A 20654-nucleotide genomic window follows, 5' to 3' on the forward strand; every position below is an offset into this window, starting at 1 on the left:
CTGCTTTTTCATTTCACCCGGTCAACCTGCAGCAGCGTTACATCTTTCTCCTCATAGGTGCCTCGAAGCGCTTCCTCAGTGACGACGCCGAGCTTGACCAACCCGGCTATTTTGCCAGGGTCGGGTTTGGAGAGCAGCCTCCACACTTCCAGATCCGGCAAAGCGTTAAACAGCTTGTCGTCGTCGTATTCTTTCCTCAGCTGCGAGACTAATCTGACCCTGTACGGCCCGAAGACACATTCCGCCGTCCCCTGCTCCCGGCAATAGCCGACGATCTCGTCGCGAAGCTCCTTTAGCTCCTGCTCGGTTTCTTTTTGCTGCTGTTTCAGCTGAAAGTATCTTTTGACGATCTTGTCCACGTTCCCATCAATCCTCCTTCTTCTACATATGTATGCAGCGTAAGGCATGGATTAGGACGTATTCCGGCGGCCAATAGAAATGTGATGAATGTCGTTATTTTGATTTCTTCCCCTGATCGGGAGTCCGAGCTGCCGTAATGCGATTTCCTCCGATTTTCGGTTTACATCCCTGCTTTTACGATGTCCCCTCCCCTTTTTCGAAGATATGGAGATAGGTACGGAAGTTAAACCTATTAGGTTCGAATGATCAAGATAAGCAGGACTTTGTTGATTTTATTATTGTGAATTTTTCATATATTGAAATTTTAATATAGTAGACCAAAAACGTTATCTTTCAATAAAGAACGCCCCTTATTAGGAACATCCGTTCGTGTACGAATATTCGTTTATTTTGAGCCGCCGGCCTCGTAGACGACGTTTCCGTTTACCACCGTCATTCGGACGATGTTCCCCAGCAGCGCGTCCGGGTTTTCGAGAAACGGGTCGCTGCCCAAAATCGTGAAATCCGCCGCATAACCTTTTTCGATCACTCCCCGATCCGATTCGTGTCCGCATGCATAAGCGCTCCCTTTCGTATACAAGGAAACGGCCTCATACATGCGCAGCCGCTCCTCCGCCCCGTAAACGGTGTTCCGGTACGGCTGCGTGCGGGTAACCGCCGCATGAATGCCCTCGAGCGGGGAAACCTTTTCGATCGGCGCGTCGGAACCTCCGGCGCAAGGAACGCCCCGGCTTAACATGGTCTTCCAGGCATAAACCAGTAAATCCTTCGGATCGCCGATCCGCTCCATGACCCAAGGAAAGTCCGATGCCACAAAACTCGGCTGTATATCGGCTGCGACAGGCATCCGTTTCATCCGCTCGATCAGTTCCGGGCGCAAAATTTGGCCGTGAATCAGGCGGTCTCTTTTCCCGTTCGGGCAAGGATGTTTCTCCAAATAAGTTAACACCAGATCAGCCGCTCCGTCCCCAATCGCATGCGCGGCGACGGCCATGCCGAGCCCCCTTGCCTTTGCAATCAGCTGCTCCAGTTCATGTTCCGCGTGAACGGCCACGCCCGTTGTCGACGGGTCATCCGCATACGGACGGCTTAGCAGCGCGGTTCTTCCTCCAAGCGCGCCGTCGGCAAACAGCTTCATCGCTCCAAATTCAAGCAGCGGCGATAGGATTGCCTCGCCTTTTCCCTCCGCCAGCCACTCATCCAAGGCCAAATGATGCACGAGCAAATGCGCCCGGAAATGCTTTTTCCGCCCATGAATGACCGTATGAAAAGCGTGCATGGTCCGGCGGCAGCTGCCGTAATAGCTTAAATCCTCCGTGTGGCCTCCCGTCAGCCCTTTTGCCCAACAGACTTCGATCGCAGCCGTAAGCGCGGCTTCCAAATATTCATCCGTCGGCCCCGGCAAAACCCGAAGCACCAGATCCTGCGCCTGCTCTTTCAAAATGCCGTTCAGCCGCCCCTTTTCGTCCGTTTCGAGCACCCCTCCTGCCGGACTTGGCGTATCCTCGTCAACCCTTGCCGCCCGCAGTGCCGCCGTATTAACCGCGATAACATGCCTGCATACCCTGCGCAGAAGCACCGGATGATCGGGGGCCACGGCGTCCAGCAGCCTGCGTTCAGGCAAGTCCCCCTTGGACCATTCGTTTTCGTTCCAGCCCTCCCCGATGATCCACATCCCTTTCGGCAGCGCGGAAGCTTGCTTCTTTACGGCCTCTAGCACATCTTCCCTGCTGCTGCAGCCCCCGAGTTGAAGCTTGAGAAAGGTTTCCCCATGGCCGATCAAATGCATGTGGCTGTCAACGAAGCCCGGCAGCATGACGCCCCCTTTCAAATCCGTTACCTCGACGATCCGCCCACGGTATTTTGCCTCCAGCTCGTCCGCTCCACCGGTTTCCACAATGGTTCCGCCTTCGGTATATACCGCCTCAACCGCTTCATGCTCCCGCTTCATCGTATAGATTGTGCCGCCTTTCCATAACGTGCCCATCGTATTTCGTATTCCTCCTTTGTCTCTCCTATTGTGAATTTTTCATATGATGAAATTTTGATATTTATAATGAATATTATGCATACCATTTATCTTCTTCGCTTCTTTCCCCAAGGCAAGAAACGAATATGAATCCCCCCACAAAGCGAGGCATCTATTACTTCAAAGCCTATTCATGTACTTGGCGGAGCCCGAAAAATATCCTATAGATCGAAAAAGCGGCCTGCATAGGCCGCTTTTTCGCGCCGCCGCAGCCGCCGATCAGGTTTTTCCCACCCAATCTTCTCCGGCGACCTGCTTCCAGCGGGCGCGTATGTTCCCGTATTCCTGTTCGGACAATGTGCTTGTACGGAGCAGCTCGGCGTTTTCTTCCCATCGGCCCGGCTTTTGCGTTCCAACGACCGCCGTGGCCACGCCGGGAACGGTCAATGCAAAACGGAGCGTCGTGGCGATCGTCCGACGATGATCCGAAAGAAAATCGTATCCCAGCTCTTTCAGCCTTTGCCAGTACACGTATGGATATGCCTTTTCCGGCAACGTCTCGTAGGTCCAGGCGACATTGGCGACCGGCCGTTTTGCGACAATGCCCATCTGCCTCTCGACGGCTTCCGGCAGCACCAGGTCGATCGCCTCCTGATCGGCGATGTTCAGCGATATCATCAGGCTGTCGAACAATCCGGTCTGCACCGCGTACAAAGCATCCGTCCGGTCGCCGCTGTAGCCGATAAAACGCGTTTTGCCCTGCTCTTTCGCTTTTTGCAGCACCTCGATGACGACGCCTTGGCGCAATATTTTTTCCGAGCAGCTGTGCAGATAAATGACGTCCACATAATCCGTTTTCAGGCGCTGCAGGCTGCGGTCGATGCTTTTTTCCAGCATCGAGGGATTCCAGTCCTCGTCTTCGAATCCGGCGGCATGGCCGCATTTCGTAAACAAATAAAAGTCGTCACGACGGTGGGACAACGTTTGCCCGATCAGTTCCTCGCTGTCGCCGTAACACTCAGCCGTGTCAATGACGTTCAGCCCGGCATCCAGCGCCTCGTTGAGAAGTTTCCCTGCTTTGGCGACGTCGGTCCCGGACCCGATTTCCGAACCGCCGAAGCCCAATATGCTGACTTCCATCCCCGTTTTGCCAAAGATACGCTTTTCCATCCTCCTGCCTCCTTATTCATCATGATCCATGTGAACCAGGTGTCTTTCCGACGAGAGCGTCTTGCGATCATCCCCGCAGGCGGGAATACCAACCATTCCTTAAAAGCCGTAAATGCTCATGCCCCCATCAACAAGCAGCGTTTGCCCGGTAATGTAGTTGGCTGCATCGGAAGCCAGAAACACAACCGGTCCGACGACCTCCTCCAAATTGCCGATCCGGCGAAGCGGCGTGCGATCCAAAATGTCCCGTACGTAGGTTTCGTCGCTTAAAAGCTTTTCGGTCAGCGGTGTGCGGAAATACCACGGACCGATGGCATTGACCGATATCCCGTATTTCCCCCACTCCAAGGCCAATATTTTCGTCATGTGGATCAGCGCCGCTTTGGTTGAACCGTACACCACGCCCGTGCAAAGCGCCGTATGGCCGCCGACCGAAGAAATGTTGACGATTTTGCCTCCGCCGTGATCCTTCATGTATCGTCCCGCCGTCTGCGACGCCATGAACGCCGACTTCAAATTCGTCTGCACGATCCTCTCCCACTCGTCGTCCGTCACTTCCAGCGCGGGCGTGCGGATGTTCATTCCGGCATTGTTCACCAAAACGTCGAGGCGCCCCGCTTCCGCGATCAGCTTCTCAAACGCCCCTTCAATCTCTTCCCGCACCGTAATGTCCGCCGGGAGGACGTAAGCTTTAGCTTCCGTGCCGCTTCGAATGAGTTCGGCCGTTTCTTCCAAATCCGCCGCCGTTCGGGATACCAACCCGACGTCGCAGCCCGCTTCCGCCAAACCGACGGCAAGCGCGCGCCCGATGCCGCGCCCCGCGCCCGTCACAAGCGCCGTTTTCCCTTCCAATCTAAACGATGGCAAATACATGATAGCTCTCCTCTCCGTTGCTGCGAATTAATTTACTGTATTTACTTTGAGCGACGTAAAATATTGACTGATGTTTCCGTTTGATTGGTGCGTCTTCTCCTCAAACTGCTGTCCGGTGTAATTGCCGATCACTTTCCGCCAAAATGCTTGGGCCGGAAGATTCTTTTTCACCTGGGTCACTTTCCAGCGTCCCGGAAACCGGTCGAACAGCTCGCAAGCGGCCCAGCTGCCCAAACCGCAGCGGCGGTATTTTTGCATAACGAAAAATTCGGTCATGTAATAATCGCCCTCTTCCGGGTCGATCAGGCGGTCCACCAGCGCAAACCCTGCCGGATGCCCTTCATGCGTCATCAAAAACGGATATTTTCCGGAGCCTCTTTTCCAATAATCGTCCAGCCCCGGGTAAGCGGGAAACTCGCCGTCCCGGTTGACTTCGAGATTCGTATAAAGGGTGAAATCATATAAATACAGCTGCATCAAGCCGGTAATGACCTGTTTTCGCCTCGCAGGCACGAGATCCAATCTGAAATCCATGAATTCACCTCGTTTTTATGTACATCGTATCATATCCAATATATATCTTTGGCCGCCACGGAGCAAGATGAACCGTTTTTCGCCGGCTCAAATCGGCCTTTCGTCCGCCCGTCCGGACGTCTCCTATGGTAAAATATACTTGAAAATTCTATGAATAATCGAGGTGATGCCCCATGAACGTACAAAAAGAAATCGACCGGATCAAACTTGACGACAAAGTACTGGGCATGCCGTGGTTCGTCCAGCAATTCATCGACTACAAGCTGCCGGATCTTTCGCCTTCGACGCTGCTTGAATACGTGAGGGATTATGAGACGTTTTTCAATTGGCTGCGTGCCGAAGGGCTTTCGAGCGCGGCGGAAAACAAAGAAGTTACGCTGCAGGAGCTCGAGGTGCTCCGGATGGAGAACGTGACCAGCTACCGGATTTTCCTCACCACCAAACGGGAAGGGACCAATTCCCGCATTACCGTGTCCCGAAAGCTTTCTTCGCTCCGTTCGTTATTCCATTATTTAAGCCAGATCGCGGAGGATGAAGAATTTTACCCGCTGCTGAAGCGGAACATCATGGCGAAAATCGAAATCAAACGGATCCATAAACCGAAAGATACCGCCGCCAAGCTGAAGGGCAAAATCCTTGAAGAAGATGAGCTGCTCGAGTTCATCGGGTATATTCTCGAAGGTTACGCCAAAGACGTCGAAAACAACAAACAGGCCTTATACGCCCATGAGCTTAACAAGGAAAGGGATGCCAGCATAACGAGTTTGATTTTGAATTCCGGGCTGCGGGTATCCGAAGTCGTGAACCTGAATATCGACGATATCGACTTAAACAACAAAATGCTGTACGTCTACCGCAAAGGCAACAACGACGAAACGTTCAAAACCCCGGTCTATTTCCGGGAACAGGCGAAAGACGATCTGGCGGCGTACCTGAACCTGCGGCAAACCCGCTATAAAGCGCCGAAAAAGGAAAAAGCTCTCTTCCTCGCGGTGGCCAACGGCCAAAACGAAGGCAGGCGCATGACGAAACGGGCGATCCAGGCGATGATCATCAAATACGCAAAACGCTTCGGCAAGCCTTATTTGACCGTGCACAAGCTCCGCCATTCCTTTGCTACCGACTATTATTTGCAAAACGACATTTATAAAACGAAAGAACAGCTGGGACATGCTTCGACCGAGACGACCGAAGTGTACGCCCATCTCACCGACAAAACGATGTCCGAAGCCATCGAACGCCGCGCGGACGATTGATCCGGCATATCAAAAGAGGGAAAACCTTATCGCATGGTTTTCCCTCTTTTAATGAGGCTATTGCCCCTTCCCTTCATGAATGGATGATCCGCCGTCGCAAACTTACTTACCAATATCCGCTCGTACGGCGTCCCTCCATTTTTGGATGCCGCCGATGGCATTCTCTTCTCCGCCGCGATAAAGATCTTCGATCGTCATGGACCAGGGTTTGAAACTTCGCTTTCTTTGCCGGTTCGGCAGCGGATTCGTTATTTTGCCTGCCTTTGCGACAAGCTCCCTGTTTTTCCTTAGAATATAGTCCGTTCCCCATTGATGATCATATGCATCGGTAAACAGCTTTACCTGAAGCTTGTATCCTTCCTCGGTATAATTTGAGGGATGCTGGATCATATAACAGGAAACAAGCCAAAAATGCAAGGCATACAATTCGGGGTCGTTATGCTCCCAAACCAAAGGAAAATGAAACATCTCGTGGCAGGAAAGCCCGTCGGTCTCCATTGCCCCGCATTCTATGCATCTGCCGTTTTCCATGATCGTATCGTTATCGACCATCTTGCCCGACCCTCCTCTTTGAAAATGCCGCTTTGCTATCAGCATATTCTATTACGCAACGTGAGGGTCAAGAGCCGAATACACGCCCCCAAAAAAACAAAAAACGGCCTGCCAACAAAATAATGTGGCGATTATGACGGGTTCGTCATCTGCCGCTGCAGCCAATCCGCGATTCGCTCATGCTCGTCCTTGCCAAACAGCAAGATATGTTCGCGCGCTTCCTCGGCCGAAATAACTTGCTTCTCCGGCAGCCAGCTGACGACGCCCGCAACGTGGTCCAGACTTCGGACCAACTCTTGATCCTCTGCCCTCCGGACCATGACCAGCTTGGGATAACGCTCCTTCTTGAACCCTTCCACCAGGATGACATCATAATCGCAAAAATCTTCGATGAGTTCGTCCAAAGACGTTTCTTCTTCGCGTATGACCGCCGTTTTCCGCGCGGACACGAGGGCGATGGCCGATGCGCCAGCTGCCCGGTGGCGGTAGGAATCGGTGCCGGGATGATCCATCTCGAAATCATGGGCGTCATGTTTAATGACCGCCACGCGGCAGCCCCCCGCCTTCAGCCATTCCACCAATGCGCAGACGAGCGTCGTTTTGCCGCTGTTTTTATAACCGACGATTTGGCAGACGAACGGTTTCATCACGACCTGTTTCCTTTCAGCATCACGATGTTCACTTTCGTGCCGGCCGGCGTCGCCTCTTTCGCAGGCGGAATGACGATCAGGCAATCGCTGTCCTTGATCGTTACCATGACGCTCGATTCGTCGACCGCGGCCGGAATGGCGTACAGGACGCCGTCCCTGGCCTCGACCCTGCCCCGGACGTAACGCGTAAAGGCGTTTACTTTCGTATAGTCTCGATCCAAAACAGCGGTCCACTCCGTGAGGTAAGGAGCTTCGCTTCCAAGCGCCTGCTGGATGAACGGACGCACGAACAGCTCGAAACCGACAAAACATGCGCCCGGATTGCCGGAAAGGGCGAACAAAAGCTTGCCGTCTTTTACCGCCGCCGTCGTCACGCTGCCCGGTCGCATCGCGATTTTGTTATACAGCATGTCCACGCTGCCGCTGCGCACGAAATCGCCCATAATATCGTAATCCCCCACGGATACGCCGCCGCTGGTAACTACCGCGTCATATTCCGCCAGCGCTTTCTCCACCTTGGCTTTTGCAAGCGGCAGCTCGTCCGCGACCGCTTCCAGGATGTACGGTTCGCCTCCGGCTTCCCGTACCTGGGAGGCCAGCATATACGTGTTGCTGTTGCGGATTTTCCCCGGCTGAAGCGGTTCGTCCACGGCCAGAAGCTCGGAACCGGTCGAAAAAATCGCGATGCGCGGCTTTTTGTACACTTTCACCCGATGAACGCCAAAAGTGGCGAGCACCGAAATTTCTCCAGCCTGGATCCGGCGTCCGGGCCGGAGCAGGACCTCTCCTTCTTCCACCTCGAAGCCGATCGGCGTAACGTTTTGCCCGGATTGCATTCGCCGCTTCAATCCCATCTGGGTTCGGCCATCATGGACGCGAAGCTCCGTCATCTCCAGCATCACCACGCTGTCCGCGCCTTCCGGAACCTGTGCACCCGTCATGATGCGCGCGGCGGTACCGGGCGTAATCGTTTTGTCCGAGACGAAGCCGCACGGTATTTCATCGATCACGTCAAGCCAAACCGTTTGCTCCGAGCTTGCCCCCGCCGTATCTTCCGACCTGACGGCATATCCGTCCATGCCGGAACGGCGGAAGCGCGGAAAAGGATGCGGTGCTTTTACTTCCTCAGCCAAGTAACGGCCGTGGCTCTCCTGCAAAGGGAGCGATTCGGCCTCGCCCGGTTTTCCGTACGATGCCAGCAGCCGCTGCGCCTCTTTCACTTGCATCGGTTTGCGGCGGAATTTATCCGGATCGTCTTTCGATGGATTGATCATGTTGAAACAACACCTTCCTTGTGACTTTAACCCCCACACAACATACCCCTCTATCATGACACAAAAAAACGCACGAATCCATGCTTCGTGCGCTGGTTTTGCATTATCTCCGCGACCTTCGCGTAATTTTCCCGGAACCTACCCTCGTTTTCGGCTTCGTATAAGATTTCTTCGGCGATTCGAACAATCCGCCCGAACCGCCGCCGCGGGATATTTTCCCTCTCGATGGGGTGGAGTAATCCGGTTTGCGGTCAAAAATGCTGCCGCCCGAGCCGACGCTCGTATCCACTTTGCCCGCGCCGCGGCGGAAGATCGAACCTTTCTTCTCGACCGTCAGCGGAGGCGCCACTTTTTTGTCGCTGGAGGTCGGCGCGTGATACGTGCCCTGCTTCGGCTGGTAAATGTCGCGGCTGGAATAACCCCTGTATCCGCCCCCGCCGCCAAACGAATCAAAAAGATGCCCGATCAGCGTTGCCGCAAGGTATCCCTGCAAAAAGCTGGAATCGTAGTTTTTCTGGACGTATTCCTGGGAGTCCACTTCGATCAGCGTGTCGGTATCTTTTTTTGGATCCTTTTGCAAATGGTAATAATCCTTGCCGTATACGAGAAACATATGCTCGGTGTCTTCTTTGGACATTTGGTCCGGCTTTTTCTCGTCGGATAACTCTTTGGCCACTTCCGGAACGGTTTTGTCCGCGGCGCGGTATACGTATGACGTCGCATTGCCGCTTCGGTTTACCGATTCCAGCGGATATGTTTCCTTTACGTTCGGAGCGCCGATCCCGCATCCGGTCAGCAGCGACATGACGAGGCTGACGACAAGCAGGATTTTCAAGCTGAGCAGCGACCGCCCCTGCCGTCTTTTCATACAATCACTCCTAATTGGCCCGGATCACTTTCACGTCTCCCGGCAGCACTTTCTCTCCTTCGTAAAGCATAAACCGCCCGTTTTGCCATTCGATTCGCACCAGACGGTAATCGTCCGATTGATATTGCCATACATGCTGCGCGCCGCTTTGGGTGAACGGTGTTTTGCCGTTAATCATGACATGGCCTTCATACTCTTCCTCAAGATAAAAAATGCTGTCGTCCAATTCGAGTTCGGTCGGAACCTCGCTCGGATTGTCCAGACGCCCGTCAAGCGGGCTGTACAGCGCGTATTGCAGCGTTTCGCGCTCTTCGATGTGCAGGTATGCGATGGCGTTGCCGTCCTGCAGCGTCAAAACGACGGCATTGCGGCCGCGGTTATGAACTCTCCCCGTCACTTCGTACGTCACGAGGGATACTTCGCAAATATCCCCCGGCATAAGGGACAGCATGCTTTTTTCCGCCTTGGGCGGCTCGGGTTTGGCAAACAGGTTGCCGATACGTTTAAATACGCTCATATGCGATAACTCCTTAGGTTACAAACTTAGTCTGCGACGAATGGTCGTTTTATAGGCAGGCGGTAATAATTAACGCACCCACCAGATGAAGCGTGCCTGCAAACAATCCGTATCCGATTTTCCCCTGCTGCGTTCCCACATCCAGCTGGAGTTTGGCCCATACGCGGAGCAGAACGCGGACGATGGCTTCGAGCACCAACAATATGAGGAACGAAATGACGGATACCATGATGGCGTCCAGCAGATTGTTGGAAGCGCTGATGGACGACGACAAAATGTACCCTTGCGCCAGCAGCTTCAGCACCAGCCTTGTCGTCACCGCCATATTTCCTGCCTTGACTTCCTCAAAATCCTTGTATCTCGTGAACAGCGAGTCCACGAACATAAGAATAAAAAGGAGCAGCGCTCCGGATCCCGTCCAAACGAGGATCTGCAAAATCGTATTAAAATCCATTGGCATATGCCTCCACAGATCAGCTTTTTGGCTATTACAGCAGAGCAGCGAAGCGGGATGCCGCTAAGCCGGTCCCCTTCGCTGCTTTTACAAACTTACGCTTTGATGGCTTTCGTTATTACTTGTTTTCGTATTGCTTCATCAAAGCAGCAAGCTCATCTTCCACCGCTTTGTCTTTGCCGAGCTGTTCGAACTCTTCGTCCAAGGATTTGCCTTTGGAGGACATTTCGTTGCTTGCCTCGGCTTGCGCTTCCATTTGCAGCATTTTTTCTTCCATGCGCTTCATTCCGCTTGTCGCGCTGTCCGTGCTGAAGCCGGCCATCGCTTTATTGATTTCGGTTTGCGCTTTGGCCGCGTTGTAGCGGGCTACCAGCGTTTCGCGCTTGTTTTTCATTTCGGTCAACTGCTTGCGCATTTCGTCGAGTTTATTCCGAAGGTTATCCGCAGCCGCTTTGTTTTGATCGTAGCTTGCTTTGTATTCCGCCATTTTTTGTTCGGCGGCTTTCTTTTCTTCCAAAGCCCGGCGCGCCAATTCCACGTTTTGCGCCTGCGCGGCCGTGTGGGCTTGCTGGGTGCGTTTTTCTACCAGCGCTTGCTGTTCCTCGTACAGTTGCTTGAATTTTTTCTCGATGGCGATTTGGGCCGCTACCGCTTTTTCCGCATCCTCAAGGTCTTCGGTCATGTCGCGGATGTATTGGTCGGTCATTTTCACCGGATCTTCCGCTTTATCGATAATTGCGTTAATGTTGGACATCGTCAGGTCGCGTAATCTTTTAAAAATAGCCATTGGGTATTTCCTCCTAAAAGGTTTAAAGTTGTTTTTATGATATTCTTCTACGGAGCAAAATTGAAGTCGTTTCAAAAAACGAAAAAAAATTTTTTCTCCGGATCAGAACCCGCGAAGGTATTGTTTCGGAATTTTCGCGCCGCCCTCCAACGCCTGGGAAGCATGGAGCGCCCAGTAAGGGTCCTTCAACATCCCCCGGCCGACCGCGACCAAATCCGCCTGTCCGTTCAGCACCACGTTCTGGGCGTCCTCGAAAGCCTCCAGCCGCCCGACCGCGATGACCGGCACGTCCAATTTGCTTCTCAGCTGCTCGGCCAGATTCACCTGATAACCGGGACCCGCTTTCGGTCCCCCGTTCGAACCGACGGGTCCTTCCCCGCCGGACGATACGTGGAACAGATCCACTCCGGCATCCCGGTAACGTCGGCATACCTCCGCAATGTAATCCACGCCGTAACCGCCCTCCACGTATTCCTGCGCGGATACCCGCATGATGACAGGCATTTCTTCGGGCACAACCTCTTTGACCGCCTTTACGACCTCTTCGCCGAACAGCGGCAAATCCCGGCCATAGACGTCGTCGCGCCGATTGGTGAGCGGAGAATGGAACTGGTGGATCAAATACCCGTGCGCGCCGTGAATCTCGACCGTGTCAAATCCCGCTTCCACGGCCCTTCTCGCGGCTTCCTTATAGGCAAGCACCAGGTCGCGAACCTCTTCGGTCGTCAGCGCCCTGGGAATGTTGTATTTCTCGTCAAAACGGATCGCCGAAGGCGCCACGGGCGGGTTCGCGTCTTCCGCTTTCCGGCCCGCATGCCCCAGTTGAATGCCGATCCGCGTGCCGTACGTATGTACCTCGGTTACGATTTTACGGTATGCGGGAATCTGCTCGTCGCTCCAAATCCCCGTATCCCGGTTCGTGATGCGTCCGTCCGGATGCACCGCCGTCATCTCCACGATGATCAGTCCTGTTCCGCCCACCGCCCGGGAAACATAATGCACAAAATGCCAGTTGTTAGGAACGCCGTCTTCCGCCTGGACCGAATATTGGCACATCGGGGGCATCACGATCCGGTTTTTTAATGACAATCCCTTTAATACATAAGGTGTAAATAAATCCGCCATGCTTTAGTCTCCTTCCAGCTGGTTATTGGTTATGCTGTTATTTTGCTCAACAGGACAAGTTTGCACACATTATTATACACCTTCGGCAAGGAAGATTGGTAAAGTGCGGTGATCGTTTCGACAAACGATCATAATTTCTGCCAATTCGGGACATAACATTATAGACCGTTCATTTCATGGAACAGGATTTGGCAACATCCTCGAATACATACTGGGAAAGGAGCCGCGAACGTGAGAAAAACATTCGGCAAGGCCATATTGATGCTGCTTCTGATGAGCCTGCTTTGTCCCGAGGCCGGCCTTCAGGCCGCAAAGGTGGAGGATTCGCCAGCCTCCGATAACGCACAGGAAACAAGCGCGGCTAACCGGACGGAAAAAAATCAGGAAAAACAAGTGCTTACCCTGGGTCAGCTCATCAAAAAATATCCGGATACGTTCAAAATCCACGGCCCGCATGTCAAGCAAATCGCCCTGACTTTCGACGACGTCCCGGATCCCCGGTTTACGCCGCAGGTGCTTCGCATTTTGGCCCAAAACCACGTAAAAGCCACGTTTTTCGTCGTCGGCAGCCGGGCCAAAAAACATCCCGACCTGGTTGCACGGATCGTGCGGGAGGGGCATGTCATCGGAAATCATTCCTATAACCATCCCCAGTTCCATAAACTGACGATGTCCGAATACATCGACCAAATCGTACGGACGGAGAACATTTTGTACGGATTGACCGGCTACAAGCCGAAGCTGATACGGCCGCCTTACGGCGACATCACCGAAAACCAGCTGCGCTGGGCCAAACGGGAAGGATACAAAATCGTCAACTGGAACGTGGATTCGCTGGACTGGAAAGGCATCGGCAAGGAGAAGGTCAAAAAAAACATCATGGCTTCGGCCGGACAAGGCTCCATCATATTGCAGCATGCCGGGGGCGGAAGCACTTCCGATTTGACCGGAACGATCGAGGCTTTGCCGGAAGTCATCCGGGAACTGAAGAAAAAAGGATATTCTTTCGTTACGGTGCCGAAGCTGCTGAAGGTGCAAAAAGACAAATGACGCTTCAACCGCAAAACGGCCCCCGCGATTGCCCGCGGAGGCCGTTTTTGTCGTTGTGTATGTTGGAAAAAGCGCTATGTCAAAGTTTCGGATTCGATTAATTAATGAAATACAATTCAACGTCCTGGAACCCGAAGTTGCTTACTTCTTGCGGGCTGCCCGGCACGAAAATGTCGATGCGGTTGCCTTTGATCGCGCTGCCCGTATCTCTCGCCGTCGCGACGAACGCTTTTTTCGGAAGGCCCGGGAAGCTGTGTCCCGTGACGAGTACCTTCGTGCCGAGCGGGATAATGGACGGATCGACTGCAATCGTTCCAAGCTCGAGAGGATTGCCGAAGTAATCGACCGCTCCCCATTTGCCGTTTTCGCTTGCGGCCGAGGAATAGGCTGTCGCCTTGACTTTCAGCGTTTTATTATAGGTGAAGGATTTTCCCCAGGCTTCTATCATTTTTTGACCGGAATCCACGCTCAGCGATGCGGTGACCAGCTGCGGAGCCGGATCCGCAAATGCTTTCATCGTTTCGCCCGGAATGTTTAATTTCAAGCCTGCATAGATGTTGGTTGCCGGGATGTTCGGATTTGCGTTCATCAGTTTGTTCATGTCCACGCCGTATTCTTTTGAAAGCGTGAAGTAGGTGTCGCCTTCCTTCGCTACGTGTACCGAATCCGCATGAATCGGAACGGCTTGTACCGCCAAGGTGATGCCCAGTGCTGCTGCCAGAATCTTCACTTTCAAAAATCTCTTTTTCATAGTTCCTCCTTAAAATCCATCAATGCCTGCGAGGTTAGCTGTCGGGTTCGGATTGAGGAGACAACCCTTCGTTCGGATAACGATTCACCCCAAGTGAAAAGGACTTTCACGGTGGACTTCGGTCCCCCGCACTTTGCGTTCAAAGTTTTGGCTCATTCAATATATCACAATTTTGTAACCAGTGCGCATGAAAATGTTACCATATTGCAATCTTTGGTTCGGTAAATTCGGATATCACTGGTTTTTCGTCATAAAAAAACTTCTAAAAAGATGACATTCTTTTAAATAAAAATTACATTGAAAACAAAAAAAGCCCCGGGCAAGAATGTCTCGCCCGAAGCTTGCTGAATTCGCTGTTACAACACTTTGCTTAAAAAATCCCTCGTCCGCGCATTTTGCGGGTTGCCGAACACATCGGAAGGCGTTCCCTCTTCCATGATCCGGCCGCCGTCCATGAAGATGATCCGGTCTCCGACCTCTCTCGCAAAGCCCATCTCGTGCGTCACGATCACCATCGTCATGCCGCCTTCCGCGAGCTTTTTCATGACCTCCAGCACCTCGCCGACCATTTCGGGGTCCAGCGCCGACGTCGGCTCGTCGAACAGCATGACGTGGGGCTGCATCGCCAGCGCCCGCGCAATGGCGATACGCTGCTTTTGGCCGCCCGAAAGCTGGGAAGGATACGCATCCTTTTTGTCCTCGAGGCCGACCGTGCGCAGCAGATCAATCGCGATTTTTTCCGTTTCCGCCTGCGGCATCTTTTTTACCTTGACCGGTGCCAGCGTAATATTCTGCAGCACCGTTTTATGCGGAAACAGGTTAAACTGCTGGAACACCATGCCCATTTTTTCGCGGGTCAGGTTGATGTTGTGCCGTTTGTTCGTAATCGATTCGCCTTCGAACGTAATTTCGCCGCTCGTCGGAACCTCCAGCAGGTTAAGGCAACGGAGAAATGTGCTTTTCCCCGATCCGCTCGGGCCGATGACGACGACGACCTCCCCTTTGGCGATTTCCATGTCGACGCCTTTCAAAATCTCCAGTTTTCCGTACGATTTATGCAGATCTTTAACGGTGATCATCCGTTCTTAACCTCCTTTCGAACAAACCAAGCAGCTTGGAAAGCAAAAACGTCATGATGAAATAAATCACGGCGATGATCAGCAGCGGTTTAAGGTAATCATACGTGATGGTGTTGACGGCCCCGGCTTGATACATCAAATCGCCGACCCCGATAAAGGACACGATCGAGGATTCTTTAATGATGGTAATAAATTCGTTGCCGATCGCCGGCAGGACGCTTTTGACCGCTTGCGGAAGGACGATATGCCTCATCGTCATCCCTTTGGTCATCCCGAGCGAACGGGCGGCTTCGGCCTGCCCTTTGTCGACGCCTTGAATGCCCGCCCGAAAAATTTCCGCCAAATAAGCGGAGCTGTTGATCGTTAACGTAATCGCGCCCGACTCAATGGCTGAAAATTTGATGCCGAACGAGACGAGCCCGTAATGGATGATGAACAGCTGCACGAGCATCGGCGTTCCCCTCAAAAACTCAACCCAGATGGATCCGATGAAGCGAAGAACCCGAATCCGGGACATCCGCAGCAGCGAAACCAGCATGCCGAGTATAAAACCGCAAAAAACGCCGATGACCGCAAGCAGCAGCGTGTATTGAACTCCCGTGAAGAAATAGGAGCGATAAGTCCAAAAAATATTAAAAATGTCCATGTAACGGTCTGTTCCTCCTTATAATACTGGGACCGGAGCTTATTAAGCAGCACGGAACCCCTCATAGATTCGACAATGCCGCCGGCACCCCGGGGCAGAAAAAATAGCGGAAATGGCTTCCGCATATTTTTCCTCCGTGCCTATTTATTATGTCGCCGAATTTATTTTTGCGCGGCGAGGTCGCTTGCCTCGGATACGAATTGGTCGATTTTGTTTTCCGATTTCAGGCGGTCCAGCGTTTTGTTGATTTGATCGACAAGCTCTTTGTTGCCCTTTTTGACGCCGATGGCATAACCGTCTTCCTGATATTCCGGCACGGCTTCGGCGATCGTCAGCCCTTTGACGTTTTTAATGAAAGCTTCCGCAACCGGCTTTTCCATGATAGACGCGTCGACGCGGCCGGAGTTCAGCTGCATGATAATGTCGTTGATTTTGCCGAGGCCTGTAATCTTGGCGCCCGGGATCGACTTCGCGATGTCTTCCTGGATCGAACCGGTCTGGATGCCGAAGGATACGCCCTTAAGCGAGTCCATCGTTTTGTATTTGTCTTTGTCTGCTTCGCGGACGACGACGGCTTGCTGGGCTTTATAATAGTTGTTGGAGAAATCCACCTGTTTTCTGCGGGTTTCGTCCGGGGTCATCCCGGAAATGACGAAGTCGACGCGGCCCGTGGACAATTCGCCGAGCAGCGCTTTAAAGTCCATATCTTTGACTTCGAGTTTCGCGCCCATATCCGCAGCGATTTGCTTGGCAATCTCAATATCGAAACCGACGATCTGGTCTTTGCCGTCGACCATTTTATGAAACTCGTACGGCGGAAAATCGGCGCTTGTCCCGAGGACGATCGTTTTGCCCTCCGAAGTGCTTCCGGTTGTATCCCCCGCCTGTTCGGACGGTTTATTGCCGCAGCCTGCAAGCAGGCTTCCCGCCAGAACCAGGCACAGCGTTAAAATGCCCCATTTTTTCATGATCTATCTCCCCTTGTTCTTTGTGTATGAATGTTGTTTTTTAATCCTAGTATGGACATGATTGCTTGTCGCCATCAGCTTTCAGAAAACATGTTTTATAGTACAACAATCTGTATGTTTATGCAATGTATTTTCATGCAAATTCATTGGTTTGTAATACATTCCCATTTTCCATGCTTCAGTTTCATTTCCGTCCCACATTGGTAAATTAACCTAGACGATACATTGTGAAGCCGTCATTCGGAGCATACTACAAACCGCGGGCTCCGAGACGAAGGCTGCTAAAGAGGAATTATTGGAGGTGGTAGCGATGCTGCTGGAGGCTTTATATCACGTGCCCCGCAACAAATGGGCATATGCTTATGATCCGCAAACCATTCACCTGAGAGTACGAACGAAAAAAAACGACGTCACTTCGGTCGTTGCCATGACGGGCGACAAATACGACTGGAAGGGCACTTATTTTGAAATTACGATGGACAAGGCGGCTTCGGATGAAATGTTCGATTTTTGGGAAGCGTCCGTGAAGCCCAAATACAAGCGACTGTCCTATGCATTCCGCATTACGGCAGGCTCCGAAACGATTTACATGCTCGACAGCGGAATTTATCGCGATTGCCCTCCGCCGACGGGGGGATATTACGAGTTTTCTTACATACATGAGATCGACGTGTTCAAAGTGCCGGAATGGGCCAAGGATGCCGTTTTTTATCAGATCATGCCCGAACGCTTCGCCAACGGCGACCCGAGCAACGACCCTCCCGGAACCGAACCTTGGGGCGGCCAGCCCAAAACCGACAATTTTTTCGGCGGAGACTTGAAAGGAGTGCTGGACCATCTGGACGATTTGGCGGACCTGGGCATCAACGCGATTTATTTCACGCCGCTGTTCAAGTCCCCGTCAAACCATAAATACGATATCGTCGATTACAAGCAGGTGGACCCGCATTTCGGAGACAACGCGCTGTTAAAGCAGGTCGTCGAGGCGTGCCACGCCAAAGGGATCCGCGTTATGCTCGACGCCGTCTTCAATCACTGCAGCGAGCAGTTTCCGCAGTTCCAGGACGTGCTTAAAAACGGCGAAAAATCGAAATACAAAGACTGGTTCCATATCAACAAGTTTCCCGCCCGCGTTGAAAACGGGATCGCCACCTACGATACCTTCGGATTTTTCGGCAACATGCCGAAGTTCAACACGGCCAACCCGGAGGTCAAAGCTTACCTGCTGGGCGTGGCCGAATACTGGATCAAGGAAATCAAGCTGGACGGATGGCGCCTGGACGTGGCGAACGAGGTCGATCATCATTTCTGGCGCGACTTCAGAACCGTTGTGAAAAAAGCCAACCCCGAAGCCTACATCGTCGGGGAAGTGTGGAGCGATTCGCTTGCATGGCTTGTCGGCGACCAGTTCGATTCGGTGATGAACTACCCGTTTGCGGACAAGGTGCTGGAGTTTTTTAACGGCGGCATGGACGGAGCAACGTTTTCCGACCGGATGAGCTCGCTGTTGATGCGGTACCCCCAGCAAACGAACGAGGTGGTGTTCAACATGCTGTGCACGCATGATACGCCGCGCTTGTTGACCCGGGTCGGCGGGGACAAACGAAAAATGAAGCTTTCCGTCGTGTTTCTGTTCACGTATATGGGAACTCCGTGCATTTTCTACGGCGATGAAGTGGGCATTACCGGAGCCATCGACCCGGATTGCCGCAAATGCATGATTTGGGACCGGGAGAAGCAGGACCGCGACCTGTACGACTTTTACAAAATGATGATCAACCTGCGCAAAACCCACAAGGCGCTTCGCGAAGGCAGATTCCGCTTTCTAAAAGCCGAACCGGGGAATCCGTGCATCATTTACGAGCGCGTCGACAATCAGGATCATTTTACCGTCTGGATGAACAATACCGGGCAAAAACAGACGCTGTCGCATCCGATGGAAACGACGGATTGGAAAGATGCGTTAAGCGGCGAAAAGGTATCCCCCGTAAACGGCGTTATGAACGTTACCCTTGAGCCTTTCGGCTACCGGATTTTATACCGGAACATCGCCAAAAAATGATCGAAAAAAGCAAATGAGAGCATTGCGGAACGTCTTCTGAAAGACGCCGCATGCTCTTTTTATTTGGCGTAAAGGCTACGCTCGGCCGGTTACCCGACCGTAAATATCCATGTATGCTCTGGCTGATTCATTCCAGCTGTAATCCCCGCTGACGGCGTTTTTGACGATCGTGTTCCAGTGCTGCGGCTGGCGGTAAAAAGAAACGGCGCGCCGGATCGTATGCAGCATGTCATGGGCATTGATGTTGGCAAAGCTGAAGCCGTTGCCTTCCCCCGTAAATTCGTTGTAGGCGTGCACGGTGTCGTTCAGGCCCCCGGTTTCCCTGACGACCGGAATGCTTCCGTACCTTAGCGCAAGCAGCTGGCTGATGCCGCACGGCTCGAAATTCGACGGCATCAGGAAAATGTCGCTCGATGCGTAAATTTTCCGCGACAAGGCGTCGTTGAATGCGATTTGGGCGGACATTTTTTGCGGATGGCGGCGTTCCGCTTCCCTGAACCAATGCTCATATTTGCCGTCACCGGTGCCAAGGATCACGAACTGAACGTCATCGAACGTCAGCATTTCGTCCAGCACGCGGATGACCAGTTCCAATCCTTTGGATTCGACCAGGCGGGTCACCATGGAGATCAGCGGCGTTTCCGCCGAAACCGGAAGGCCAAGCTCCTCCTGCAGCCGGATTTTGTTTTCCTTTTTCTTGGCGAGGCTTGAACGGTACTGGACAGCGATATGCGGATCCGTCGCCGGGTTGTAGCTTTTGGTGTCGATCCCGTTGACGATGCCGCTCAGCTTCGGCCCAAGCGCAAATAACAGACCTTCCAGCCCGTAACCGAAATAAGCGGTTTGAATTTCCCTGGCGTACGTCGGACTGACGGTCGTCACATGATCCGCATAGACGATGCCGCCTTTCATGAAATTGACCTTCCCGTAATATTCAAGTCCATCGATCGTAAAATACCGGTCGTCCAGCTCAAGCAGCTCGCCCAGCACTTCATACGGGTAAATGCCTTGATACAGCAGGTTATGGATCGTAAAAACGGTCCGGATGCCGCTATAAAGCGGATCATGCCTGTAATGGGCGTCAAGCAGCACCGGAATTAACGCCGTATGCCAATCATGGCAGTGAATGACGTCCGGCTGAAAATCAATCGCCTTAAGCAGCTCCAGGACGGCCCGGTTCAAAAACGCAAACCGCTCCCCGTCATCCATATATCCGTACACGGCGTCGCGGCCGAAGTAATACTCGTTGTCGACGAAATAATACGTTATGCCGTCACGGCTTAACGTTTCGATGCCGCAATATTGGCTTCGCCAGCCGACCGGAACATAAATCTCGCTTACATGCTCCATTTCTTCCCGGAATGGCTCCGGAATGCCGCGGTACTTCGGCAGGACGACGCTGACATTTATCCCGTTTTTCGCAAGCGCCTGGGGCAACGCGCCGATGACGTCGGCCAACCCGCCGATTTTCATGAACGGGACGGCTTCTGCGGCGGCAAATAAAACGTTCATGTTTCGTTCGCTCCTTCCTCTGTCTGCAAGATCATCACGGGGGCATGATGCCCGATTTCTTTTCGGTCTGCACGCGGCGGCGTTTTAACGGCCTTTTTGAGGCGTTTTTGCCGTCTCTCCTTGGGAGGGGATGTCCTCTCGTCTCTGACGACCGCTGCCCGCTTTAAAACGATGAGGCTAAGCGGCGGCAGCGTCAG

Annotated in this window: 22 protein-coding genes and 1 riboswitch; of the genes, 3 read left to right on the plus strand and 19 right to left on the minus strand. The window is 52.9% G+C overall.

Going from position 1 to position 20654, the window contains the following annotated elements:
- Positions 1-8: 8 nt before the first annotated feature.
- The 5 genes from GQY55_RS26060 to GQY55_RS26080 form a co-directional block, all read right to left on the minus strand.
- Positions 9-359: a hypothetical protein gene (locus GQY55_RS26060; RefSeq protein WP_160044842.1), complete on the minus strand. Its 351-nt coding sequence runs from the start codon at positions 357-359 to the stop codon at positions 9-11.
- Between the two features lie 386 nt (positions 360-745).
- Positions 746-2347 carry an amidohydrolase gene (locus tag GQY55_RS26065; RefSeq protein ID WP_160044843.1) on the minus strand — a complete coding sequence of 534 codons (1602 nt, stop codon included), beginning with the start codon at positions 2345-2347 and terminating at the stop codon, positions 746-748.
- 261 nt (positions 2348-2608) lie between these two features.
- Entirely contained in the window at positions 2609-3499 is an 891-nt protein-coding gene (locus tag GQY55_RS26070; protein ID WP_160044844.1) for an aldo/keto reductase, read from the minus strand.
- A 99-nt stretch (positions 3500-3598) separates the two neighbouring features.
- Positions 3599-4372: an SDR family NAD(P)-dependent oxidoreductase gene (locus GQY55_RS26075; protein WP_160044845.1), complete on the minus strand. Its 774-nt coding sequence runs from the start codon at positions 4370-4372 to the stop codon at positions 3599-3601.
- Between the two features lie 27 nt (positions 4373-4399).
- Positions 4400-4906 carry a GNAT family N-acetyltransferase gene (locus GQY55_RS26080; protein ID WP_160044846.1) on the minus strand — a complete coding sequence of 169 codons (507 nt, stop codon included), beginning with the start codon at positions 4904-4906 and terminating at the stop codon, positions 4400-4402.
- A 173-nt stretch (positions 4907-5079) separates the two neighbouring features.
- Here GQY55_RS26080 and xerS point away from each other — a divergent pair, with 173 nt between their 5' ends.
- Entirely contained in the window at positions 5080-6162 is a 1083-nt protein-coding gene (xerS, locus tag GQY55_RS26085; RefSeq protein WP_160044847.1) for a tyrosine recombinase XerS, read from the plus strand.
- A gap of 102 nt (positions 6163-6264) precedes the next feature.
- On the opposite strand, the gene GQY55_RS26090 is transcribed toward xerS, so the two are convergent.
- The 8 genes from GQY55_RS26090 to GQY55_RS26125 all read right to left on the minus strand — a co-directional run bounded on the left by GQY55_RS26090 (position 6265) and on the right by GQY55_RS26125 (position 12389).
- Complete coding sequence (locus GQY55_RS26090; RefSeq protein ID WP_160044848.1) at positions 6265-6714, minus strand: DUF5946 family protein; 450 nt, start codon at positions 6712-6714, stop codon at positions 6265-6267.
- A gap of 131 nt (positions 6715-6845) precedes the next feature.
- Complete coding sequence (mobB, locus tag GQY55_RS26095) at positions 6846-7361, minus strand: molybdopterin-guanine dinucleotide biosynthesis protein B (protein ID WP_160044849.1); 516 nt, start codon at positions 7359-7361, stop codon at positions 6846-6848.
- A complete protein-coding gene (locus GQY55_RS26100; protein ID WP_373309203.1) occupies positions 7361-8635 on the minus strand; it encodes a molybdopterin molybdotransferase MoeA in 1275 nt (424 codons plus the stop codon). The genes mobB and GQY55_RS26100 overlap by 1 nt, the downstream gene beginning before the upstream one ends.
- Before the next feature lie 106 nt (positions 8636-8741).
- Positions 8742-9506 carry a DUF4247 domain-containing protein gene (locus tag GQY55_RS26105; RefSeq protein WP_160044851.1) on the minus strand — a complete coding sequence of 255 codons (765 nt, stop codon included), beginning with the start codon at positions 9504-9506 and terminating at the stop codon, positions 8742-8744.
- Between the two features lie 10 nt (positions 9507-9516).
- Positions 9517-10023, minus strand: a complete 507-nt coding sequence (locus tag GQY55_RS26110; RefSeq protein ID WP_160044852.1) for a DUF4178 domain-containing protein — start codon at positions 10021-10023, stop codon at positions 9517-9519.
- 49 nt (positions 10024-10072) lie between these two features.
- Positions 10073-10477, minus strand: a complete 405-nt coding sequence (locus GQY55_RS26115) for a DUF350 domain-containing protein (protein ID WP_160044853.1) — start codon at positions 10475-10477, stop codon at positions 10073-10075.
- A gap of 118 nt (positions 10478-10595) precedes the next feature.
- Positions 10596-11264 (minus strand): PspA/IM30 family protein, encoded by a 669-nt coding sequence (locus tag GQY55_RS26120; RefSeq protein WP_160044854.1) that lies wholly within the window; start codon positions 11262-11264, stop codon positions 10596-10598.
- Between the two features lie 102 nt (positions 11265-11366).
- A complete protein-coding gene (locus GQY55_RS26125; RefSeq protein ID WP_160044855.1) occupies positions 11367-12389 on the minus strand; it encodes an NADH:flavin oxidoreductase/NADH oxidase in 1023 nt (340 codons plus the stop codon).
- Positions 12390-12620: 231 nt separating this feature from the next.
- Here GQY55_RS26125 and GQY55_RS26130 point away from each other — a divergent pair, with 231 nt between their 5' ends.
- Positions 12621-13439, plus strand: a complete 819-nt coding sequence (locus tag GQY55_RS26130; protein WP_236575865.1) for a polysaccharide deacetylase family protein — start codon at positions 12621-12623, stop codon at positions 13437-13439.
- Between the two features lie 97 nt (positions 13440-13536).
- Here the strand turns inward: GQY55_RS26130 and GQY55_RS26135 are convergent, their stop codons facing one another.
- The 4 genes from GQY55_RS26135 to GQY55_RS26150 all read right to left on the minus strand — a co-directional run bounded on the left by GQY55_RS26135 (position 13537) and on the right by GQY55_RS26150 (position 16883).
- Positions 13537-14190 carry a 3D domain-containing protein gene (locus GQY55_RS26135; RefSeq protein WP_160044856.1) on the minus strand — a complete coding sequence of 218 codons (654 nt, stop codon included), beginning with the start codon at positions 14188-14190 and terminating at the stop codon, positions 13537-13539.
- A gap of 8 nt (positions 14191-14198) precedes the next feature.
- A riboswitch (cyclic di-AMP (ydaO/yuaA leader) is annotated at positions 14199-14353 on the minus strand.
- A 193-nt stretch (positions 14354-14546) separates the two neighbouring features.
- The gene (locus tag GQY55_RS26140) at positions 14547-15269 is read right to left on the minus strand and encodes an amino acid ABC transporter ATP-binding protein (RefSeq protein ID WP_160044857.1); all 723 of its coding nucleotides are present in this window, start codon (positions 15267-15269) and stop codon (positions 14547-14549) included.
- Positions 15256-15915: an amino acid ABC transporter permease gene (locus GQY55_RS26145; protein WP_160044858.1), complete on the minus strand. Its 660-nt coding sequence runs from the start codon at positions 15913-15915 to the stop codon at positions 15256-15258. Before GQY55_RS26145 ends, GQY55_RS26140 begins: the two co-directional genes overlap by 14 nt.
- Before the next feature lie 161 nt (positions 15916-16076).
- Positions 16077-16883, minus strand: coding sequence for a transporter substrate-binding domain-containing protein (locus GQY55_RS26150; protein WP_160044859.1), 807 nt, complete (start codon positions 16881-16883; stop codon positions 16077-16079).
- Between the two features lie 310 nt (positions 16884-17193).
- Here GQY55_RS26150 and GQY55_RS26155 point away from each other — a divergent pair, with 310 nt between their 5' ends.
- Positions 17194-18945, plus strand: coding sequence for an alpha-glycosidase (locus tag GQY55_RS26155; RefSeq protein ID WP_160044867.1), 1752 nt, complete (start codon positions 17194-17196; stop codon positions 18943-18945).
- 75 nt (positions 18946-19020) lie between these two features.
- On the opposite strand, the gene glgA is transcribed toward GQY55_RS26155, so the two are convergent.
- Complete coding sequence (glgA, locus tag GQY55_RS26160; RefSeq protein WP_160044860.1) at positions 19021-20457, minus strand: glycogen synthase GlgA; 1437 nt, start codon at positions 20455-20457, stop codon at positions 19021-19023.
- Positions 20454-20654, minus strand: a 201-nt coding sequence (locus GQY55_RS31635; RefSeq protein ID WP_236575866.1) for a hypothetical protein, incomplete at its 5' end; no start/stop codon positions are given. The genes GQY55_RS31635 and glgA, both read right to left, overlap by 4 nt.

Source organism: Paenibacillus sp. USDA918EY, assembly GCF_009870825.1.
GTDB lineage: Bacteria > Bacillota > Bacilli > Paenibacillales > Paenibacillaceae > Paenibacillus_AQ > Paenibacillus_AQ albilobatus.

Bases quoted from the DNA above. Each gene is read 5' to 3' on its own strand.
- GQY55_RS26065 (WP_160044843.1), bottom strand. From the start codon at position 2,347: ATGGGCACGTTATGGAAAGGCGGCACAATCTATACGATGAAGCGGGAG.
- GQY55_RS26070 (WP_160044844.1), bottom strand. From the start codon at position 3,499: ATGGAAAAGCGTATCTTTGGCAAAACGGGGATGGAAGTCAGCATATTG.
- GQY55_RS26075 (WP_160044845.1), bottom strand. From the start codon at position 4,372: ATGTATTTGCCATCGTTTAGATTGGAAGGGAAAACGGCGCTTGTGACG.
- GQY55_RS26080 (WP_160044846.1), bottom strand. From the start codon at position 4,906: ATGGATTTCAGATTGGATCTCGTGCCTGCGAGGCGAAAACAGGTCATT.
- xerS (WP_160044847.1), top strand. From the start codon at position 5,080: ATGAACGTACAAAAAGAAATCGACCGGATCAAACTTGACGACAAAGTA.
- GQY55_RS26090 (WP_160044848.1), bottom strand. From the start codon at position 6,714: ATGGTCGATAACGATACGATCATGGAAAACGGCAGATGCATAGAATGC.
- mobB (WP_160044849.1), bottom strand. From the start codon at position 7,361: ATGAAACCGTTCGTCTGCCAAATCGTCGGTTATAAAAACAGCGGCAAA.
- GQY55_RS26105 (WP_160044851.1), bottom strand. From the start codon at position 9,506: ATGAAAAGACGGCAGGGGCGGTCGCTGCTCAGCTTGAAAATCCTGCTT.
- GQY55_RS26110 (WP_160044852.1), bottom strand. From the start codon at position 10,023: ATGAGCGTATTTAAACGTATCGGCAACCTGTTTGCCAAACCCGAGCCG.
- GQY55_RS26115 (WP_160044853.1), bottom strand. From the start codon at position 10,477: ATGGATTTTAATACGATTTTGCAGATCCTCGTTTGGACGGGATCCGGA.
- GQY55_RS26120 (WP_160044854.1), bottom strand. From the start codon at position 11,264: ATGGCTATTTTTAAAAGATTACGCGACCTGACGATGTCCAACATTAAC.
- GQY55_RS26125 (WP_160044855.1), bottom strand. From the start codon at position 12,389: ATGGCGGATTTATTTACACCTTATGTATTAAAGGGATTGTCATTAAAA.
- GQY55_RS26135 (WP_160044856.1), bottom strand. From the start codon at position 14,190: ATGAAAAAGAGATTTTTGAAAGTGAAGATTCTGGCAGCAGCACTGGGC.
- GQY55_RS26140 (WP_160044857.1), bottom strand. From the start codon at position 15,269: ATGATCACCGTTAAAGATCTGCATAAATCGTACGGAAAACTGGAGATT.
- GQY55_RS26145 (WP_160044858.1), bottom strand. From the start codon at position 15,915: ATGGACATTTTTAATATTTTTTGGACTTATCGCTCCTATTTCTTCACG.
- GQY55_RS26150 (WP_160044859.1), bottom strand. From the start codon at position 16,883: ATGAAAAAATGGGGCATTTTAACGCTGTGCCTGGTTCTGGCGGGAAGC.
- GQY55_RS26155 (WP_160044867.1), top strand. From the start codon at position 17,194: ATGCTGCTGGAGGCTTTATATCACGTGCCCCGCAACAAATGGGCATAT.
- glgA (WP_160044860.1), bottom strand. From the start codon at position 20,457: ATGAACGTTTTATTTGCCGCCGCAGAAGCCGTCCCGTTCATGAAAATC.